Origin of the sequence: Streptomyces canus, from assembly GCF_030816965.1 — a bacterium.
Taxonomy (GTDB): Bacteria; Actinomycetota; Actinomycetes; order Streptomycetales; family Streptomycetaceae; genus Streptomyces; species Streptomyces canus_E.
Window position 1 is genome coordinate 6663658 of record NZ_JAUSYQ010000002.1, and the last position, 17281, is coordinate 6680938.

Below are 17281 nucleotides of genomic sequence, written 5' to 3' on the forward strand. Positions count from 1 at the left end.
CGGGGCGGGGACGCCGACGGCCCGGCCCCAGGTGAAGGGGCCGGGCCGTCGGTATGGGATCAGCTGTCCGCGGGCTCCGCGGCGGCCGTCTTGCGGGTCCGGCGGCGCGGCGCGGCAACCTTCGGCTCCTGGTCCGCCTGGGCCGGGATGTCGGCGGTCACCGCCGGCTCGGCGGCCTTGCGGGTGGTACGCCGACGGGGCTTGGCCTCGACCGTGTCCGCGACGACCTCGGCGGTGGCCGCGGTCTTGCGGGTGCGGCGCGGCTTGACCTCCGCGGTCTCCGCCGTGTCGGTGGCCTCCGGCGTCGCGGTCGTGGTCTTGCGAGTGCGGCGCGGCTTGCCGGCCGTGCCTTCCGCGGTGTCCACTGCCGTCTCGGCCGCCTTCGCCGAGCTCGCCGTCTTTCGCGTACGCCGTGGGTTGGCCACTTCGACCGCCTCCGGCTCCCGGACCGCCTGGGCCGGGATGTCGGCGGTCACGGCGGGCTCGGCGGCCTTGCGGGTACGGCGGCGCGGCTTGGCATCCGTAGCCTCGGCCGCGTCCACGGCGGCTTCTGCGGCCGGAGCCGCAGTCGCCGTCTTGCGGGTGCGGCGGGGCTTGGCCTCGGTGGCTTCGGCCGTGTCCAGGGCGGCTTCTGCCGCCGGAGTGGCGGTAGCTGCCTTGCGGGTGCGGCGGGGCTTGGCCTCGGTGGCTTCGGCCGTGTCCAGGGCGGCTTCTGCGGCCGGAGCCGCAGTCGCCGTCTTGCGGGTGCGGCGGGGCTTGGCCTCGGTGGCTTCGGCCGTGTCCACCGCGGTTTCGGCGGCGGTCGTAGCCGTGGCGGCGGCCTTGCGGGTACGGCGCGGCTTGACCTCCGCGGTCTCCGCCGTGTCGGCGGTGGCCTCCGGCGTCGCGGTCGCGGTCTTGCGGGTGCGGCGCGGCTTGGTGGCCGTGCCTTCCGCGGTGTCCACCGCCGTCTCGGCGGCGGGAGCCGCAGCCGCGGACTTCCGCGTCCGCCGCGGCTTGGTCTCCGTGGCTTCGGCCGTGTCCAGGGCGGCCTCTGCGGCCGGGGCCGCAGCAGCCGTCTTGCGCGTACGGCGCGGCTTCGTGGCCGGAGCGGCCTCGGTGACCGGCGTGGTCTCGACGACCGTCTCCACCGCGGTCGGCGTCTCCGCGGACCTGCGGGTCCGGCGGCGGCGCGGCTTGGCCGGGGTCTCGGTGTCGAGCGACGGGCCCTCCGCCGCCGTGACGGCGGACTCCGCGGCCTCGGACACGACCGGCTCGACCGCCGCCGCTGCCGTGGTCACCGTGGCCGGAGCCGAGTCGGACGCCCCGCCGCGGGTGCGGCGACGACGGCGCGGGGTGCGGGTCGCGGTGGTGTCCTCGACCGCGGTGGTCTCCGACGGGGCGACCGCCTCGGTGGGGGCCGCCGCGTCCGAGGTACCACCACGGGTACGACGGCGACGGCGCGGTGTGCGCTCCGAACGCTCGTGGTCGGCGGAGCGGGACTCGTCCCGGCCACCACGCCCGCGACCCCGGTCACGGTCACCGCGGCCGCGTGCCCCGCGTCCGCCCGGCTCGCCCAGGTCCTCCAGCTCCTCCGCGGCGAGCCCCGCGCGCGTGCGCTCGGCCCGCGGCAGGACACCCTTGGTGCCCGCGGGGATGCTCAACTCCTCGTAGAAGTGCGGGGAGGTGGAGTACGTCTCCGGCGGATCGTTGAAGTTGAGCTCGAGCGCCTTGTTGATCAGCTGCCAGCGCGGGATGTCGTCCCAGTCGACGAGGGTGATCGCGATGCCCTTGGCACCCGCGCGACCGGTACGGCCGATGCGGTGCAGGTACGTCTTCTCCTCTTCGGGAGACTGGTAGTTGATGACGTGCGTGACGCCCTCGACGTCGATACCACGGGCCGCGACGTCGGTGCAGACGAGCACGTCCACCTTGCCGTTGCGGAAGGCGCGCAGCGCCTGCTCACGGGCGCCCTGGCCCAGGTCGCCGTGGACCGCGCCGGCGGCGAAGCCGCGCTGCTGGAGCTGGTCGGCCAGGTCGGCCGCGGTGCGCTTGGTGCGGCAGAAGACCATGACCAGCCCCCGGCCGTCGGCCTGCAGTATGCGCGCGACCATCTCGGGCTTGTCCATGTTGTGCGCGCGGTACACGTGCTGCTTGGTGTTCGCGACCGTCCTGCCCGCGTCGTCGGGCGAGGTGGCGTTGATGTGCGTGGGCTGCGACATGTAGCGGCGGGCGAGACCGATGACCGCGCCCGGCATGGTCGCCGAGAACAGCATCGTCTGGCGGCGGGCCGGCAACATGTTGATGATCTTCTCGACGTCGGGCAGGAAGCCCAGGTCGAGCATCTCGTCGGCCTCGTCGAGGACGAGCGCCTTGATGTGGCCGAGGTTGAGCTTCTTCTGGCCCGCGAGGTCCAGCAGCCGGCCCGGGGTGCCGACCACGACGTCGACGCCCTTCTTGAGGGCCTCGACCTGGGGCTCGTAGGCGCGGCCGCCGTAGATGGCGAGAACGCGGACGTTGCGCACCTTGCCCGCGGTCTGCAGGTCGTTGGTGACCTGGGTGCACAGCTCGCGCGTGGGGACGACGACGAGCGCCTGAGGGGCGTCGGTGAGGTCCTCGGGCTTGGCGCGGCCGGCTTCGACGTCGGCGGGGACGGTGACGCGCTCGAGGAGCGGAAGGCCGAAGCCCAGCGTCTTGCCGGTGCCGGTCTTGGCCTGGCCGATGACGTCGGAGCCGGAGAGGGCGACCGGGAGCGTCATCTGCTGGATGGGGAACGGGTTGATGATGCCGACGGCTTCGAGGGCCTCGGCCGTCTCGGTGAGAATCCCGAGATCGCGGAAGGTCGTAGTCAGGGTGCTGCCTCTTCTGTGTGCGCGGTGCGAGGCGAGCGCGGGGGGTCGTCTACCGTGCTGGGGACGTCGGCTGCCTTACGGGCTAAGCCGTAATGGCACGGGACCACTGCCGACGCTCTAGCGCTCGTACCGCTGAGGGTCCCCCTCCGAACTCCGTACGCACTGTGCCGTACGGGCGAGGAGGGCTGTCGGGTCGGAGCCGATCGGGCCACCGACCGGGCATCCTCATACGTGCGGCCTGTCGAGGTTCGGTGCACTCATGAAGTGCCGTCGTACCAGCAGGCGCATTACCACCATACCCCGGAATCGTGCACATGCGATGGCCGATTTGGTCACGTAGTCGTCGTCACACTGATTGACCAGGGCCTTCCGCCGTCCGGAGAGCGGGCTATTGTGCGCTTCATGACGACCTCTGACAAGCCCGACAACGCCTCCGAGCCCCCTGCCGAACCCACCGGAGTCGCCGCCCAGGACTGGACGAAGGCCTCCGCCGACCCGCAGTACCGAGCCGCGGTCGTCGACCTGCTCGGCGCGCTCGCGTACGGCGAACTGGCGGCCTTCGAGCGGCTCGCGGAGGACGCGAAGCTGGCGCCGACGCTGGCGGACAAGGCGGAGCTGGCGAAGATGGCGTCGGCCGAGTTCCACCACTACGAGAAGCTGCGCGACCGGCTGGCCGAGATCGGTGAGGAGCCGACGCTCGCGATGGAGCCGTTCGTCGCGGCTCTCGACGGCTTCCACCGGCAGACGGCTCCGTCGGACTGGCTGGAGGGGCTCGTCAAGGCGTACGTCGGCGACTCGATCGCCAGTGACTTCTACCGTGAGGTCGCGGCGCGGCTCGACGCGGACTCGCGCGAGCTGGTGCTGGCCGTCCTCGACGACACCGGGCACGCCGGGTTCGCCGTCGAGAAGGTGCGCGCGGCGATCGACGCGGACCCGCGGGTGGGCGGCCGACTGGCCCTGTGGGCGCGGCGGTTGATGGGGGAGGCACTGTCGCAGTCGCAGCGGGTCGTCGCCGACCGGGACGCGTTGTCGACGATGCTCGTGGGTGGCGTCGCCGACGGGTTCGATCTCGCCGAGGTGGGGCGGATGTTCTCGCGGATCACCGAGGCGCACACGAAGCGGATGGCCGCGCTGGGCCTGGCGGCTTAGCGCTCTGGGAGGGGGCTCAGGTCGTCTCGCGGCCGCGTGGGGGCTGGTCGCGCCCACGCGGCGGAGCCGCGGATCGATACCGCCCCGCGCCCCTGAAGGAGTCGGTGCTTACGCCGGCGCTGATCGCCGCAGCCTGCCGTTCGGCCGCAGGAGCAGGGACAGCGACGCCACCGAGACCACTGCCGCGCCCAGGAGGATCAGCAGGATGTTGCCCGGGTCCAGCGCGGTGTGGGTCACGAAGGCGCCGAAGAGGGCTCCGGCGGTACCCGTGGCGAGGACCAGGGAGCGGGTCGGCAGGCGGTGGGCGAGGCGGTGTACCGCCACCCCTGCCAGTACAAGACCGAGAAGTGCGGAGCCGAGCGTTTCGATCAACATCATGGGGTCCCTCCCACACGGCCACACTGCGCATCACGGTCGTAGCCCGTCATACCCGTGACCTGCGGAATGCAATCCTCCTCCGTGTGGTCCCCGTGCTCCATACGTGGAGAAAAAGAATCTTGCCCGCGGCACGAAGAGGGGCCCGGCGACTTCCGGTCGCCGGGCCCCTCTTCGTCTGTCCGCCTACAGCGCGCCGAAGCCCACCTTGCGCGGAGCCGGCTCACCGAGCTCGACGTACGCCAGACGGTCGGCCGGGACGAGGACCTTGCGGCCGTGCTCGTCCACCAGGCTCAGCAGCTGAGACTTGCCGGCCAGGGCCTCCGCCACCGCCCGCTCGACCTCCTCGGCGCTCTGACCGCTCTCCAGAACGATCTCGCGGGGCGCGTGCTGCACGCCGATCTTGACCTCCACGGCTATGTCCCTCCGACGGTCAGTGAAGTGCGCGACCTTCCGCGCCGTATACCCAGCACACATTAACCCGGTGAGGGGACGTACACGTTCCGCGCGAGAACGCCAACAGCGAACAACGGACGGGAACAAACGACGCGCACGCGCGCGTGCGGGTCGATGGTGGTCCCAGAGCTGCTCTCAGTGGTTCTCCGTGCCGTGCAGCGGGAATCCGGCGATGCCCCGCCACGCCAGTGACGTCAGCAGCTGGACCGCCTGGTCGCGCGGGACGCTGCGGTCGCTGTGCAACCAGGATCGGGCCACCACCTGGGCGAGGCCACCGAGGCCCGAGGCGAGCAGCATCGACTCCGCGCGTGAGAGGCCGGTGTCCTCCGCGATGACCTCGGAGATCGCATCGGCGCACTCGACGGTGACCTTGTCGACGCGCTCGCGCACCGCGGGCTCGTTCGTCAGGTCCGACTCGAAGACCAGGCGGAAGGCACCGCCGTCGTCCTCGACGTACGCGAAATAGGCGTCCATGGTCGCCCGTACGCGCTGCTTGTTGTCGGTCGTCGACGCGAGCGCGGTGCGTACCGCCTGGATCAGGGACTCGCAGTGCTGGTCCAGCAGCGCGAGATAGAGGTCGAGCTTGCCCGGGAAGTGCTGGTAGAGCACCGGCTTGCTGACGCCGGCGCGCTCGGCGATGTCGTCCATCGCGGCCGCGTGGTAGCCCTGCGCGACGAAGACTTCCTGCGCGGCGCCCAGCAGCTGGTTCCGTCGGGCACGGCGCGGCAGGCGCGTCCCGCGCGGGCGTGCCGCCTCTGTCTGCTCGATGGCTGTCACGCCGCCTCCCAATGTCGTCCACATGCGGTGTGCGCCGCGCCGCCATCGTACTTTTCGGTAACCGTGCTGTGCGCGGTACGAACGCAGAATTTCACGGACCGGACGGTGACGAAAACCGCCCAAAGGTTTCAAACATGCATCTAGTGGGCATCGGCCGCCCTGTTCCTGCTCGGGAATGCCCTGATGAGTGCCTCGTCGGCCGCTCGGCGTCGGCCGACATCACCGATAGTCGTCCTCGTCGAGCGAGACGACCCTGGTCTGTTCGACGAGGTCGGCCTCGTTGGCCCGCTCGGGGTCCACGCCGGTCAGGGGGTCGTCGCGGTCGGGCGCGATGTCGGTGTGCTGCTCGGCCGCGTCGACCTCGGGGGCCTCGACGTCGAGCTCGACGACGTCGTCCTCCTCGGAGTCGGTGAAGGCCTCGGGGTCGGTGGGGTCGTAGGTCATGGTGGGCTCCCTTCCTAGAACGTCCCTGCTGTACACAGGGGGCCACATTCGGGTGCCCTGTGTACGAGCCTAGGAGACACACGATCTGGACGCCATGCGATGTACGTGTCGCCGTATGCGCACCTCGTACACGTGCTCTGTGATGGCGAACACATGAACCACTGCGTGATCGTCTCGTAACATTGCCGCATGTCTTCGCCCGAGCTGCCCTTCGTGCCGCCCGCCACCGTGCTTCCGAAGGTGGCGCCCGTCAGGGTCGGTGAGGGCGAGCGGATCAGGTCGGTGGGGCTGCCGGGGATCACTCTGACGGTGCGTTCGAGACCACCCGCGCGCGAGGGGCTGCCGCCCGCGTTGTACGTCCATGGCCTGGGCGGTTCCTCGCAGAACTGGTCGGCGCTGATGGAGCAGCTGGAGGGCGACGTCGACGGCGAGGCCGTCGATCTGCCGGGCTTCGGTGACTCCCCGCCGCCGGACGACGGCAACTACTCGATCACCGCGCACGCGCGCGCGGTGATCCGTTTTCTCGACGCGTCCGGCCGCGGTCCCGTCCACCTCTTCGGGAACTCCCTCGGCGGTGCGGTGTCCACACGTGTGGCAGCGGTGCGGCCCGACCTGGTGCGCACTCTCACCCTTGTTTCGCCGGCCCTCCCGGAGATCCGTGTCCAGCGCACCGCCGTGCCCACGGGGCTGCTGGCGGTGCCCGGGGTGGCCGGTCTGTTCACCCGGTACAGCAAGGACTGGACGGCCGAGCAGCGCGTCCGCGGGGTCACGGCCCTGTGCTACGGCGACCCTGGGCGGGTCACTCCGGAGGGCTTCCGGTACGCGGTGGAGGAGATGGAGCGGCGGCTGCAACTGCCGTACTTCTGGGACGCGATGACGCGTTCCGCGCGCGGGCTGGTGAACGCGTACACACTGGGCGGCCAGCACGCGCTGTGGCGCCAGGCCGAGCGTGTTCTCGCGCCCACGCTCCTCGTCTACGGCGGCCGTGACCAGCTCGTCGGCTTCCGCATGGCTCAGAAGGCGGCCCGAGCCTTCCGCGAGTCCCGACTGCTGACCCTGCCGGAGGCGGGGCACGTGGCGATGATGGAGTACCCGGAGACGGTGGCGGCGGCGTTCCGGGAGTTCGCGGTGGACAGTGCGACTTCCGGCGGTTCCGTGGGAGGCTCTGACAGGCGTGACGGCTCCGTGGGTGCCTCCGGTGAGGGGGACTCGGGTGACGGGCGCGATGCCGCGACGGCTTCCGGTGACGGGGCCGACGCCACGACTGTGGGGAGCTGAGGCAGGGCGTGGGACGCCACAGTCGACGCGGGCCCGCTCCCAAGAAGGGGCCCGACAAGGGCAGTTCCGACCGGGTTGATTCGGGCCGGGCGGGCGCCGAGGGTCTGGGCAGGGAGGCGACGGACCGGGCGGGTGCCGAGGGAGTGCGGGGCGTCGCAGGTCTGGGCAGGGAGGCGACGGGCCGGGCGGGCTTCGAGGGAGTGCGGGGCGTCGCAGGTCTGGGCACGGAGGCGACCGGCCGGGGACGGATGCCGACTTCCCCCGCTCCGGCGCCGCAGGCTGCTCGGCAGAGGGCACCGAGAGGCGGGACGCCGGACCGCGGGGCCCCCGGGGCTGGACCCGGGGCCGACGCTGCCGGGTACCGGGTGCCTGCGCAGGGCGGCCCGCGGCTTCCCGATGGCACGCCTGCACATGGATTTCCTCGGCCTGTGGAAGGCATGCCTGCGCGTGGGTTTCCTGGGGTTCCGGATGGGGCGCCCGCACATGGTTTCCCCCGGCTTGCGGACGGCACGCCTGCACATGGCATTCCTCGGCTTGTGGAGGGGACGCCCGCGCAAGGGTTTCCCCGGGTTCTGGACGGGACGCCCGCACAAGGTTTTCCTCGGCTTGCGGACGGCACGCCGGCACACGGGTTTCCTCGGCTGCCCGACGGCACGCCGGCACACGGGTTTCCTCGGCTGCCCGACGGCACGCCGGCGCGCGGAGTCCCTCGTGTGTCCGACGGTCCGACCGGCCAAGGTGTGCGGCGGTTCCCGGACGGGACGCCCCTGCACGGTTTCCCTCGGCTGCCCGACGGCACCCCGGCCCATGGCGTCCCCCGGGCCCGTGGTGGCCATCCCGAGCAGCGTGAATCCGGTGGCGGCTGGGGGGAGTTGAGCGGTCACGGACCGGACGGGTACGCCGCCGGACCGGGAGCCGCTCCTCCGCAGCAGCGGCAGGGCTCGTCGGGATCGAGATCGGGGCCACGACAGGATTACCTCGACGCGTTCACCGACGAGGTCGACGTCTTCGCGCCCGACGGCCCTCGTGGCCCTGGTGGGCCCCGCGGCCCTGTTCCCGTGAACGGTCCCGTCACAGGGGCCCGCGCACCCGTCGCCGCGCACCCCTCCGACCCGTACGGCTCGGTCACCGACTGGCCCGACGACACCGACACCGACACCGACACCGACACAGACACCGACGAGAACGACCGCCCCGACTCCGGCGACGCGCCGCCGACCGACCCGCCGGTGGTCAAGGGTGGCAAGGGCCGGGCGCTCACCGGCATCGCGGCCGCCGCCGTCGTCACCGTGCTCGCCGTCGTCGTGGCAGGACAGGTCACCGACGGGCGCGACACCGCCGTGGGCACGCAGTCCGCGACCGACCAGGCCCGGGACGCCCGCGACTCCGCCACGGGCGCGGACGGGCAGCCCACGCCGTCCTCCTCGGCCAGTGCGGCGACGCTGACGTACGAACAGGCGATGGGCACCAAGTACCCGCTCAGCGCCAAGCTCGACGGCTCGGGGAAGTTCGACGCGATCCCGGGGGTCGACAAGGCGCCCGGCAAGGGACAGAAGTACACCTACCGCGTGGACGTGGAGCAGGGTCTAGGACTCGACGGCGAACTCTTCGCCGAGGCCGTGCAGAAGACGCTCAACGACGACCGCAGTTGGGCCCACAGCGGCGCCCGGACCTTCGAGCGCGTCTACTCGGGCAAGCCCGACTTCGTGATCACTCTCGCCAGCCCCGGCACCACGGCGGACTGGTGCGCCAAGTCCGGCCTCGACACCACCGAGGACAACGTCTCGTGCGACTCGGCCGCCACCGAACGCGTGATGATCAACGCGTATCGCTGGGCGCAGGGATCAAGCACATACGGTGATCGGATCCATGCCTACCGTGAAATGTTGATCAACCACGAGGTCGGTCACCGCCTCGGCTACTCCCATGTCACCTGTGACAAGAACGGCGAACTCGCGCCGGTGATGCAGCAGCAGACCAAGTTCCTCGACCACGACGGGATCCACTGCCGGGCCAACCCCTGGCCGTACCCCGGGAGTTGACGGATGGCGTCCACGTCACATTGACATGGGTTGATTCGGTCGTACATATTGCTGCGCATGTGGTCTAGTCATGCCGTCGAGAGCAGCGCCGCCATTCAGCTGGCGCTCATCGGTGTGACCCCGCTCTGCGTGGCCGACATTCTCTGTCGCTGACGCCCGCCCTCAGGCGCGCGTCGCGAATCCCGCTTTTCTCCGTGACCTCAGTCATGGCTCTTTCGACGACCCGACGCCGGGGCAGACGTCCATCCACTTTCGTCTCACCCTTCGTCAATTCGTCTCGCCATTCGAGACATGTCATTCGAGAGGTCGTCTCCGATGCGTCACCCGTCCCTCACAGCGCGCCGTGTGGCCGCGGTATCCGTAAGCCTGGTTCTGGCAGCGGGCGCCGCCGCCTGCGGTCCTGAGGACAACGATGCCAAGAGCTCCGGCGGCGACTCCACGCCCCACAAGGGCGGCACCCTGACGGTCCTGAACTCCAACCCGCAGGAAGACTTCGACCCGGCCCGCCTCTACACCTCCGGCGGCGGCAACGTGCCCTCCCTCGTCTTCCGCACCCTCACCACCCGCAACCGCGAGAACGGCGCCGCCGGTGCCAAGGTCGTCCCCGACCTCGCCACCGACACCGGGCGCCCCAACAAGGACGCGACTGTGTGGACGTACACCTTGAAGAAGGGCCTCAAGTACGAGGACGGCACCGCGATCACCTCGGCCGACATCAAGTACGGCATCGAGCGCTCCTTCGCGCCCGAACTCTCCGGCGGCGCCCCCTACCTGCGGGACTGGCTGGTCGGCGCGGCGGACTACCAGGGGCCGTACAAGGACAAGAAGGGCCTCGCGGCGATCGAGACGCCGGACGAGCGGACCATCGTCTTCCACCTGAACAAGCCTGAGGGCGAGTTCCCGTACCTGGCCACGCAGACGCAGTTCACGCCCGTCCCGAAGGCCAAGGACACGGGTACGAAGTACGAGGAGCACCCGGTCTCGTCCGGCCCGTACAAGGTCGTCACCAACGAGAACGACGGCGAGCACCTCGTCCTGGAACGCAACACGTACTGGTCCGCTTCCACGGACGCCGAGCGCAAGGCGTACCCGGACAGGATCGACGTCAAGTCCAGGCTCGACTCGTCGGTGATCAACCAGCGGCTGTCGTCGTCCCAGGGTGCGGACGCGGCCGCGGTCACCGCGGACACCAACCTCGGCCCGGCCGAGCTCGCCAAGGTGACGGGCGACAAGGAGCTCGCCTCCCGCGTCGGCACCGGGCACTTCGGCTACACCAACTACATAGCGTTCAACCCGACGGTCAAGCCGTTCGACAACGTCAAGGTGCGGCAGGCCGTCTCGTACGCCATCGACCGCTCCTCCGTGGTCAACGCGGCCGGCGGCAGCGCGCTCGCCGAGCCCGCCACCACCTACCTGCCGAACCAGAAGTCCTTCGGCTACGAGCCGTACGACCTCTTCCCGGCGGGCGCGACGGGCAACGCGGCGAAGGCCAAGGAGCTGCTGAAGGAAGCCGGTTACCCGAACGGGCTCACGGTCACGCTGACGCACTCCAACGCCAAGGACTTCGAGACCAGCCCCGAGATCGCGACCGCGGTCCAGGACGCGCTCAAGAAGGCCGGCATCACGGTCAAGCTCCAGGGCCTGGAGGAGAACGACTACTCGGACACGATCCACAACGTGAAGACCGAGCCCGGCTTCTTCCTCGCCCACTGGGGTGCCGACTGGCCCTCCGGCGGTCCCTTCCTCGCCCCCATCTTCGACGGCCGGCAGATCGTCAAGGACGGCGCGAACTTCAACACGGGCCTGCTCAACAACAAGTCGGTCAATGACGAGATTGACGCGATCAACAAGTTGACCGATCTTGACGCGGCCGCCAAGCGATGGGGCGCACTGGACAAGAAGATCGGCGAGCAGGCACTGACCGTGCCGCTGTTCCACCCGGTCTACAAGCGCCTGTACGGCAAGGACATCAAGAACGTCGTCATCAGCGACTGGACCGGCGTTCTGGACATCTCGCAGGTCGCGGTCAAGTAACCCGATGAGCGAGGCACTTGTCGCCACCGAGGTCCCCGTGGCATCCGTCCCGGGGGCCTCGGGGGCCCGTCAGTTCTGGCGGCGGCTGCGGACGCAGCGCGCCGCCATGGTCGCGGCGGCCCTCGTCGCACTGCTCGTCCTGGTCGCCCTCGCGGCGCCCCTGCTCACCGCGCTGGAGGGCCAGGACCCGACCACCTACCATCCCTCCCTGATCGACTCCGCGCGCGGAGGCGTACCCATCGGCTCCTTCGGGGGCATCAGCGGGGACCACTGGCTCGGCGTCGAGCCCCAGACCGGCCGCGACCTGTTCGCCCGGCTGGTGTACGGGGCCCGGGTCTCCCTGGGAGTCGCGCTGGCCGCGACCGTCATCCAGGTCTTCGTGGGCGTGGTGATGGGAATCGCCTCCGCGCTCGCCAGCGGATGGGTTGATCAAGTGTTGAGCCGGATCACCGATGTCTTCGTCGCCCTGCCATTGATGATCATGTCCCTGGCGCTGCTGGCGATCGTCCCGTCCAGCTTCCCCCGGCCCGTCCTGGTCACGCTCGTCATCGGGTTCATCGCGTGGGGCAACATCGCGAAGATCGTGCGGGCCCAGACGCTCACGCTGAAGGGGCTCGACTACGTCTCGGCCGCCCGGCTCAGCGGCTGGGGCACCTGGCGCATCGCCCGCAGAGAACTCCTGCCCGGACTCGCCGCGCCGGTCATCACGTACGCCGCGATCCTCATGCCGGTCAACATCAGCATCGAGGCCGCCCTGTCGTTCCTGGGCGTCGGCGTGAAGCCGCCGACGCCGTCCTGGGGCCAGATGCTCACCGCCGCGGACGTCTGGTACCAGGCGGCTCCGCAATACCTGCTGCTGCCTGCGGGCGCACTGTTCGTGACCGTCCTGGCCCTCACCGTCCTCGGCGACGGTGTCCGCACCGCCCTCGACCCGCGCGCTGCCTCGCGGCTGAGCGTCGGCACGGGCCGCAGGCGCGAGGCCAGGGCAGGCAAGGAGGACACCGCATGAGCGGCTTCGGAGGCTTCCTGTTCCGCCGTGCCGTCGGCACCGTGGTGACCCTGCTGGCCATCTCGGTGATCGTCTACGTCGTCTTCTACGCCACCCCGGGCAACGTCGCCCAGATCACCTGCGGCCCGCGCTGTTCTCCGGAGCAGGTGCACCAGGTGGCCCAGCAACTGAGACTCGACGACCCGCTGTGGGTGCGCTACTGGCACTTCCTGGAGGGCCTGATCGCCGGCCAGGACTACTCCACGGGCACCTCGGTGGAGCACTGCTCGGCACCGTGCCTCGGGCTCTCGTACCAGGGCGACCAGCAGGTCCTGGGCATCATCCTGACGAAGCTCCCGGTGAGCCTGTCGCTGGTGTTCGGCGCGATGATCATCTGGCTGCTCCTCGGCGTCGGCACCGGCGTGCTCTCCGCGTGGCGGCGCGGCCGGTTCACCGAGCGGGTGCTGACCGCCCTCACGCTGGCGGGCTGGGCCACCCCGGTCTTCGTCATCGGCCTGGTCCTGATGATCGTCGTCTGCGGTGAACTGCAACTGCTGCCCTTCCCGCAGTACGTGAAGCTCACCGACGACCCCGAGCAGTGGGCGTGGAACCTGCTGCTGCCATGGCTCTCGCTCGCCCTCATCGAGGCTGCCGCGTTCGCCCGGCTGACCAGGGCGTCGATGCTGGAGACGCTGGCCGAGGACCACATCCGCACCTTCCGCGCATACGGCGTCAGCGAGCGGAAGATCGTCGGCCGCCATGCCCTGCGCGGGGCGTTCGCGCCGGTCATCGCCCTGAACGCCAACAACGTCGGCTCGGCGATCGGCGGCGCGGTCCTCACCGAGACGCTCTTCGGCCTCCCCGGCATCGGCCAGGAACTGGTCCACGCGGTCAATGTCGTCGACCTCCCGGTCGTCGTCGGGATGGTCCTGGTCATCGGCTTCTTCGTGGTGCTCGCCAACGCCGTCGCGGACGTGCTGTACGCGGTGGCCGACCGACGGGTGGTGCTCGCATGAGCCTCGTCCATGTCACGGACCTGACTGTCGAGTTCGGCGAGCTGCGGGCCGTCGACGGCCTCTCCTTCCGCCTGGAGCAGGGCGCCGCCCTCGCTCTGGTCGGCGAGTCCGGCTCCGGCAAGTCCACCGTCGCCTCGGCCCTGCTCGGGCTGCACCGCGGCACGGGCGCCCGCGTGGGCGGCTCGGTCCAGGTCGCCGGAGCGGACGTACAGCAGGCGTCGGACGACGACCTGCGGCGGCTGCGGGGAGCGAAGGCCGCGATGGTCTTCCAGGACCCGCTGTCGTCCCTGGACCCGTACTACGCGATCGGCGACCAGATCGCCGAGGTGTACCGCGTGCACACGCGTGTGTCGCGACGAGCGGCACGCGCGCGTGCGGTGGAGGTGCTGGACCGGGTCGGCATTCCGGACGCCGTACGGCGATCCCGGGCCCGTCCGCACGAGTTCAGCGGCGGCATGCGTCAGCGCGCCCTCATCGCGATGGCGCTGGCCTGCGAGCCCGAGCTGCTGATCGCCGACGAGCCGACGACCGCGCTCGACGTGACCGTCCAGGCCCAGATCCTCGACCTGCTGCACACCCTGCGCCAGGAGACCGGCATGGGCCTGCTGCTCGTCACGCACGACGTGGGCGTCGCCGCCGAGAGCGTCGACGACGTGCTCGTCATGCGGCACGGTCGCGCGGTCGAGCAGGGGCCGGTCGCCGCGGTGCTCGGGGCCCCGCGGGAGGCGTACACACGCGAACTGCTCGCCGCGGTACCGCGCGTGGACGCGCCGCGGGCGCCTTCCCGGGCATCCGGCGAGGTGGTCCTCGAAGCGAAGAGCCTGCGGCGCGAGTTCGGCCGCGGCAAGAAGGCCTTCGTGGCCGTCGACGACGTCTCGCTGACGATCCACCGGGGCGAGACCCTCGGCGTCGTCGGCGAGAGCGGCAGCGGCAAGACGACGCTGGGGCGGATGCTGGTCGGGCTGCTGGAGCCGACGGCGGGCGATGTCCGTCACGACGGTCTCGCGCGTGTGGGCGTGAACCCGGCCGTGCAGATGGTCTTCCAGGACCCCGTCTCGTCCTTGAACCCACGGCGCAGCGTGGGCGAGTCGATCGCCGACCCGCTCCGCGCGCGTGGTGAACGGGACGAGAAGCGGATCCGGGGGCGCGTGACGGAACTCCTGGAGCGCGTGGGGCTCGAAGGGGCGCACTACGACCGCTACCCGCACGAGTTCAGCGGCGGTCAGCGCCAGCGCGTGGGCATCGCGCGGGCGCTCGCGGCCGACCCGCGCGTCATCGTCTGCGACGAGCCGGTCTCCGCGCTCGACGTCACCACCCAGGCCCAGGTGGTCGCCCTGCTCGGCGAGTTGCAGCGGGAGCTCGGACTGGCGCTGGTCTTCGTCGCGCACGACCTCGCCGTCGTACGCCAGGTCAGTGACCGGGTCGCCGTGATGCGGCGCGGCCGGATCGTCGAGACCGGGCCCGCCGACGAGGTGTACGAGAACCCCCGGGACCCGTACACCAAGCAGCTCCTGGCCGCCGTACCGGCGCTCGATCCGCGGATCGCGGCCCGGCGCAGGGCGGAGCGCCGGGAAGTGGCCGTGACCTGACGTTCCGTGTTCGCATGATCTCTTAGCGCGACTGAACGCGATCCGCACGGGAAAGTTACGACCGTTCACCCCTTTTGGTGGCGCGATGGACAACCGTCCATCGCGCCACCGCCTTGTCCGCATACGTTCGTCCCGCTGCGAGCCGCCGGACCAACGGCGGCTCTCGACACGGGAGATCGGGGGCGCACTCGTGCGCATAGGACTGCTTACGGAGGGTGGCTATCCGTATGTGAGCGGTGACGCCAGGCTCTGGTGCGACCGGCTCGTGCGCGGCCTCGAGCAGCACGAGTTCGACATCTACGCGCTCAGTCGCAGCGAGCGCCAGGAGGACGAGGGCTGGGTCCAGCTGCCGCCGCAGGTCGGCCGGGTCATCACGGCCCCGCTGTGGACCGCGCCGGACGACGGGGTGGTGTACGGCAGGCGGGCGCGCCGTCGGTTCGCCGAGTCCTACGGCGAGTTGGCGGCTGCGCTGTGTGAAGGGGGGGTCGGCGACGCCTCGGGGGAGTTGTCGGCCGCCGAGGCGGACCGTTTCGCCAGCGCCCTGTACGGGCTCGCCGAACTCGCCCGCGACGAAGGCGGACTGGTGGGGGCGCTCCGCTCCGAGACCGCCGTACGCGCCCTGGAGCGCGCCTGCCGCGCACCCGGCGCCCGGCAGACGGCGCGGGAGGCGCGCGTACCGGATCTGCTGGCTGTCGCCGCGCACCTGGAGCGCGCCCTGCGCCCCCTCTCGCTCGACTGGTACGAGGACGACGGCCTCGGCGCGGTCGACCTGTGCCACGCGGCCTCCGGCGGCCCGGCCGCCCTGCCCGGTCTCCTCGCGCACCACTTCTGCGGCGTCCCGCTGCTGGTGACCGAGTACGGCGTGCGGTTGCGCACGCACTACCTGGCCGACACCGACTCCGCGCCCGCCGTACGGGCCCTGCTCGCTGCCTTCCACGGCCGGCTGGCCACCGAGACCTACCGGCGGGCCGCGGTCGTCACACCCGGCAACACCCACGCCCGCCGCTGGCAGGAGCGGTGCGGCGCCGACCGCGAGAAGCTGCGCACGGTCTACCCCGGCATGGATGCCGCCCGCTTCACGGAGGTGGGGGAGTCCGCGGAGTGCGGGGACCCGGACAGGCTGGTCTGGGTGGGCCGCGTCGAACCCGCCAAGGACCTGATCTCCCTCCTCCATGCCTTCGCGGAGATCCGCAAGGAGGAGCCCAAGACGCGGTTGAGGATTGTCGGCGCGCCCACCGGCCCCGAGGGCGCGGCCTACCTGGGGCACTGCAAGGCGCTGGCCGCGCAGCTCTTCCCGGACGAGGCGGAGGGGCTGCACGCCGTCGGCGACAATCCCGTCTCCTTCGAGGAGATCGGCGGTCCCGAGGTGCCGACTCTCGCCGACGCATACGCCTCGGGCGCGGTCACCGTCCTGTCCAGCGTCGTCGAGGGCTTCCCGATCAGCCTCGTCGAGGCCATGTTCTGTGGCCGGGCCACCGTGTCCACCGATGTCGGCGCGGTCGTGGAGGTCATCGGCGGCACGGGGCTCGTCGTCCCGCCGCGCAACCCGAAGGCGCTCGCGGAGGCGTGTGTGACGCTGCTGCGCGACCCCGAGCGCCGTGAGCGCCTCGGCGCCGCCGCGCGCGCCCGTGCCCTCGAACTGTTCACCGTGGAGCAGAACATCACGGCATTTCACGGCATTTACCTGGAGATCGTCTCGCACACGCCGGTCCGCCGGGTCGTGCTGGACGACACCGGCGAGCCCCTCCCGTTCGCCGCCCCCGCCGAGGCCCATGTCCCCGGCCACTGGACCGAGCTCAGCACCCGCGTCGTGGCCCGAGGTGGGCCCGGCTGGGCCGCGGGACCCCCGGTCCATGCGACGCCTCCCTTTGCCGCCACGGAAGGAGCGTCGGGATGAGCGACGTGGGACTCGACCGCCCCGGCACCCCGGGCAGCTCGGGGGCGTGGGGCATGGAGTCGGAGGAGCGGCTGACGCGGGAGACGTCCGTGAGGGACGGGCGGGGGGCGGGCGAGCGCGGGGTGGATGGCGGCACGGGGCGCGTCGGGGCATCGGGAATGCCGGGATCGTCGGGAACTTCTGGGCTGCGAGCCGCGAAGAGCCCAGAGAAGTCACCAGAGAAGTCAGAGGAGTTCGAGGAATCCGAGGAGTTCGGAGGGCCCGAGGCGTCCGGAGCGTCCAAGGCATCCGGAGGCTCCGAAAGGGCTGAGCCGGGCGTCGCCGACACACTCACCGGTGAGGCGGAGCCGCTCACCGGTGCGGCTTCCGGGAGTGTCGCCGCGCGCGCCCCTGAGTCCGCCGGAG

At 71.1% G+C, this 17281-nt stretch carries 14 protein-coding genes; 9 read left to right on the plus strand and 5 right to left on the minus strand.

All coding sequences use genetic code 11. The annotated features are described in order from the left end of the window. Positions 1–59 precede the first annotated feature (59 nt). The gene (locus tag QF027_RS31765; protein ID WP_307078544.1) at positions 60–2738 is read right to left on the minus strand and encodes a DEAD/DEAH box helicase; all 2679 of its coding nucleotides are present in this window, start codon (positions 2736–2738) and stop codon (positions 60–62) included. Between the two features lie 495 nt (positions 2739–3233). Between QF027_RS31765 and QF027_RS31770 the strand changes: the two genes are divergently transcribed. Continuing rightward, complete coding sequence (locus QF027_RS31770; RefSeq protein ID WP_306976691.1) at positions 3234–3980, plus strand: ferritin-like fold-containing protein; 747 nt, start codon at positions 3234–3236, stop codon at positions 3978–3980. Positions 3981–4088: 108 nt separating this feature from the next. Here QF027_RS31770 and QF027_RS31775 read toward each other — a convergent pair whose 3' ends face one another. The 4 genes from QF027_RS31775 to QF027_RS31790 all read right to left on the minus strand — a co-directional run bounded on the left by QF027_RS31775 (position 4089) and on the right by QF027_RS31790 (position 6032). Then, on the minus strand, positions 4089–4358 hold the full coding sequence (locus QF027_RS31775) for a hypothetical protein (RefSeq protein ID WP_306976690.1): 270 nt from the start codon (positions 4356–4358) through the stop codon (positions 4089–4091). Positions 4359–4541: 183 nt separating this feature from the next. Then, positions 4542–4769 carry a DUF3107 domain-containing protein gene (locus QF027_RS31780; protein ID WP_020119766.1) on the minus strand — a complete coding sequence of 76 codons (228 nt, stop codon included), beginning with the start codon at positions 4767–4769 and terminating at the stop codon, positions 4542–4544. Positions 4770–4946: 177 nt separating this feature from the next. Beyond that, complete coding sequence (locus QF027_RS31785; RefSeq protein ID WP_306976687.1) at positions 4947–5588, minus strand: TetR/AcrR family transcriptional regulator; 642 nt, start codon at positions 5586–5588, stop codon at positions 4947–4949. Positions 5589–5807: 219 nt separating this feature from the next. Next, positions 5808–6032, minus strand: a complete 225-nt coding sequence (locus QF027_RS31790) for a hypothetical protein (protein ID WP_307078546.1) — start codon at positions 6030–6032, stop codon at positions 5808–5810. Between the two features lie 189 nt (positions 6033–6221). Here QF027_RS31790 and QF027_RS31795 point away from each other — a divergent pair, with 189 nt between their 5' ends. From QF027_RS31795 to QF027_RS31825, 8 genes are all read left to right on the plus strand, one after another. Next, positions 6222–7310, plus strand: coding sequence for an alpha/beta hydrolase (locus QF027_RS31795; RefSeq protein WP_306976683.1), 1089 nt, complete (start codon positions 6222–6224; stop codon positions 7308–7310). Positions 7311–7747: 437 nt separating this feature from the next. Further along, a complete protein-coding gene (locus QF027_RS31800; protein WP_373432514.1) occupies positions 7748–9352 on the plus strand; it encodes a DUF3152 domain-containing protein in 1605 nt (534 codons plus the stop codon). Positions 9353–9409: 57 nt separating this feature from the next. Next, positions 9410–9505, plus strand: a complete 96-nt coding sequence (locus tag QF027_RS49695) for an Ms4533A family Cys-rich leader peptide (RefSeq protein ID WP_311714713.1) — start codon at positions 9410–9412, stop codon at positions 9503–9505. Positions 9506–9667: 162 nt separating this feature from the next. Then, the gene (locus QF027_RS31805; protein WP_306976681.1) at positions 9668–11386 is read left to right on the plus strand and encodes an ABC transporter substrate-binding protein; all 1719 of its coding nucleotides are present in this window, start codon (positions 9668–9670) and stop codon (positions 11384–11386) included. A gap of 4 nt (positions 11387–11390) precedes the next feature. Next, positions 11391–12395 (plus strand): ABC transporter permease, encoded by a 1005-nt coding sequence (locus tag QF027_RS31810; protein WP_306976679.1) that lies wholly within the window; start codon positions 11391–11393, stop codon positions 12393–12395. Then, positions 12392–13390, plus strand: coding sequence for an ABC transporter permease (locus QF027_RS31815; RefSeq protein WP_306976677.1), 999 nt, complete (start codon positions 12392–12394; stop codon positions 13388–13390). Before QF027_RS31810 ends, QF027_RS31815 begins: the two co-directional genes overlap by 4 nt. After that, entirely contained in the window at positions 13387–14979 is a 1593-nt protein-coding gene (locus tag QF027_RS31820) for a dipeptide ABC transporter ATP-binding protein (protein WP_307078548.1), read from the plus strand. The genes QF027_RS31815 and QF027_RS31820 overlap by 4 nt, the downstream gene beginning before the upstream one ends. Before the next feature lie 190 nt (positions 14980–15169). Then, entirely contained in the window at positions 15170–16876 is a 1707-nt protein-coding gene (locus QF027_RS31825) for a DUF3492 domain-containing protein (RefSeq protein ID WP_307078550.1), read from the plus strand. Positions 16877–17281: the final 405 nt, after the last annotated feature.

Excerpts from the sequence above, each read along its gene's own strand:
- QF027_RS31765 (WP_307078544.1), bottom strand. The coding sequence starts at position 2,738 with ATGACGCTCCCGGTCGCCCTCTCCGGCTCCGACGTCATCGGCCAGGCC.
- QF027_RS31770 (WP_306976691.1), top strand. The coding sequence starts at position 3,234 with ATGACGACCTCTGACAAGCCCGACAACGCCTCCGAGCCCCCTGCCGAA.
- QF027_RS31775 (WP_306976690.1), bottom strand. The coding sequence starts at position 4,358 with ATGATGTTGATCGAAACGCTCGGCTCCGCACTTCTCGGTCTTGTACTG.
- QF027_RS31790 (WP_307078546.1), bottom strand. The coding sequence starts at position 6,032 with ATGACCTACGACCCCACCGACCCCGAGGCCTTCACCGACTCCGAGGAG.
- QF027_RS31795 (WP_306976683.1), top strand. The coding sequence starts at position 6,222 with ATGTCTTCGCCCGAGCTGCCCTTCGTGCCGCCCGCCACCGTGCTTCCG.
- QF027_RS31800 (WP_373432514.1), top strand. The coding sequence starts at position 7,748 with ATGCCTGCGCGTGGGTTTCCTGGGGTTCCGGATGGGGCGCCCGCACAT.
- QF027_RS49695 (WP_311714713.1), top strand. The coding sequence starts at position 9,410 with ATGTGGTCTAGTCATGCCGTCGAGAGCAGCGCCGCCATTCAGCTGGCG.
- QF027_RS31805 (WP_306976681.1), top strand. The coding sequence starts at position 9,668 with ATGCGTCACCCGTCCCTCACAGCGCGCCGTGTGGCCGCGGTATCCGTA.
- QF027_RS31810 (WP_306976679.1), top strand. The coding sequence starts at position 11,391 with ATGAGCGAGGCACTTGTCGCCACCGAGGTCCCCGTGGCATCCGTCCCG.
- QF027_RS31815 (WP_306976677.1), top strand. The coding sequence starts at position 12,392 with ATGAGCGGCTTCGGAGGCTTCCTGTTCCGCCGTGCCGTCGGCACCGTG.
- QF027_RS31820 (WP_307078548.1), top strand. The coding sequence starts at position 13,387 with ATGAGCCTCGTCCATGTCACGGACCTGACTGTCGAGTTCGGCGAGCTG.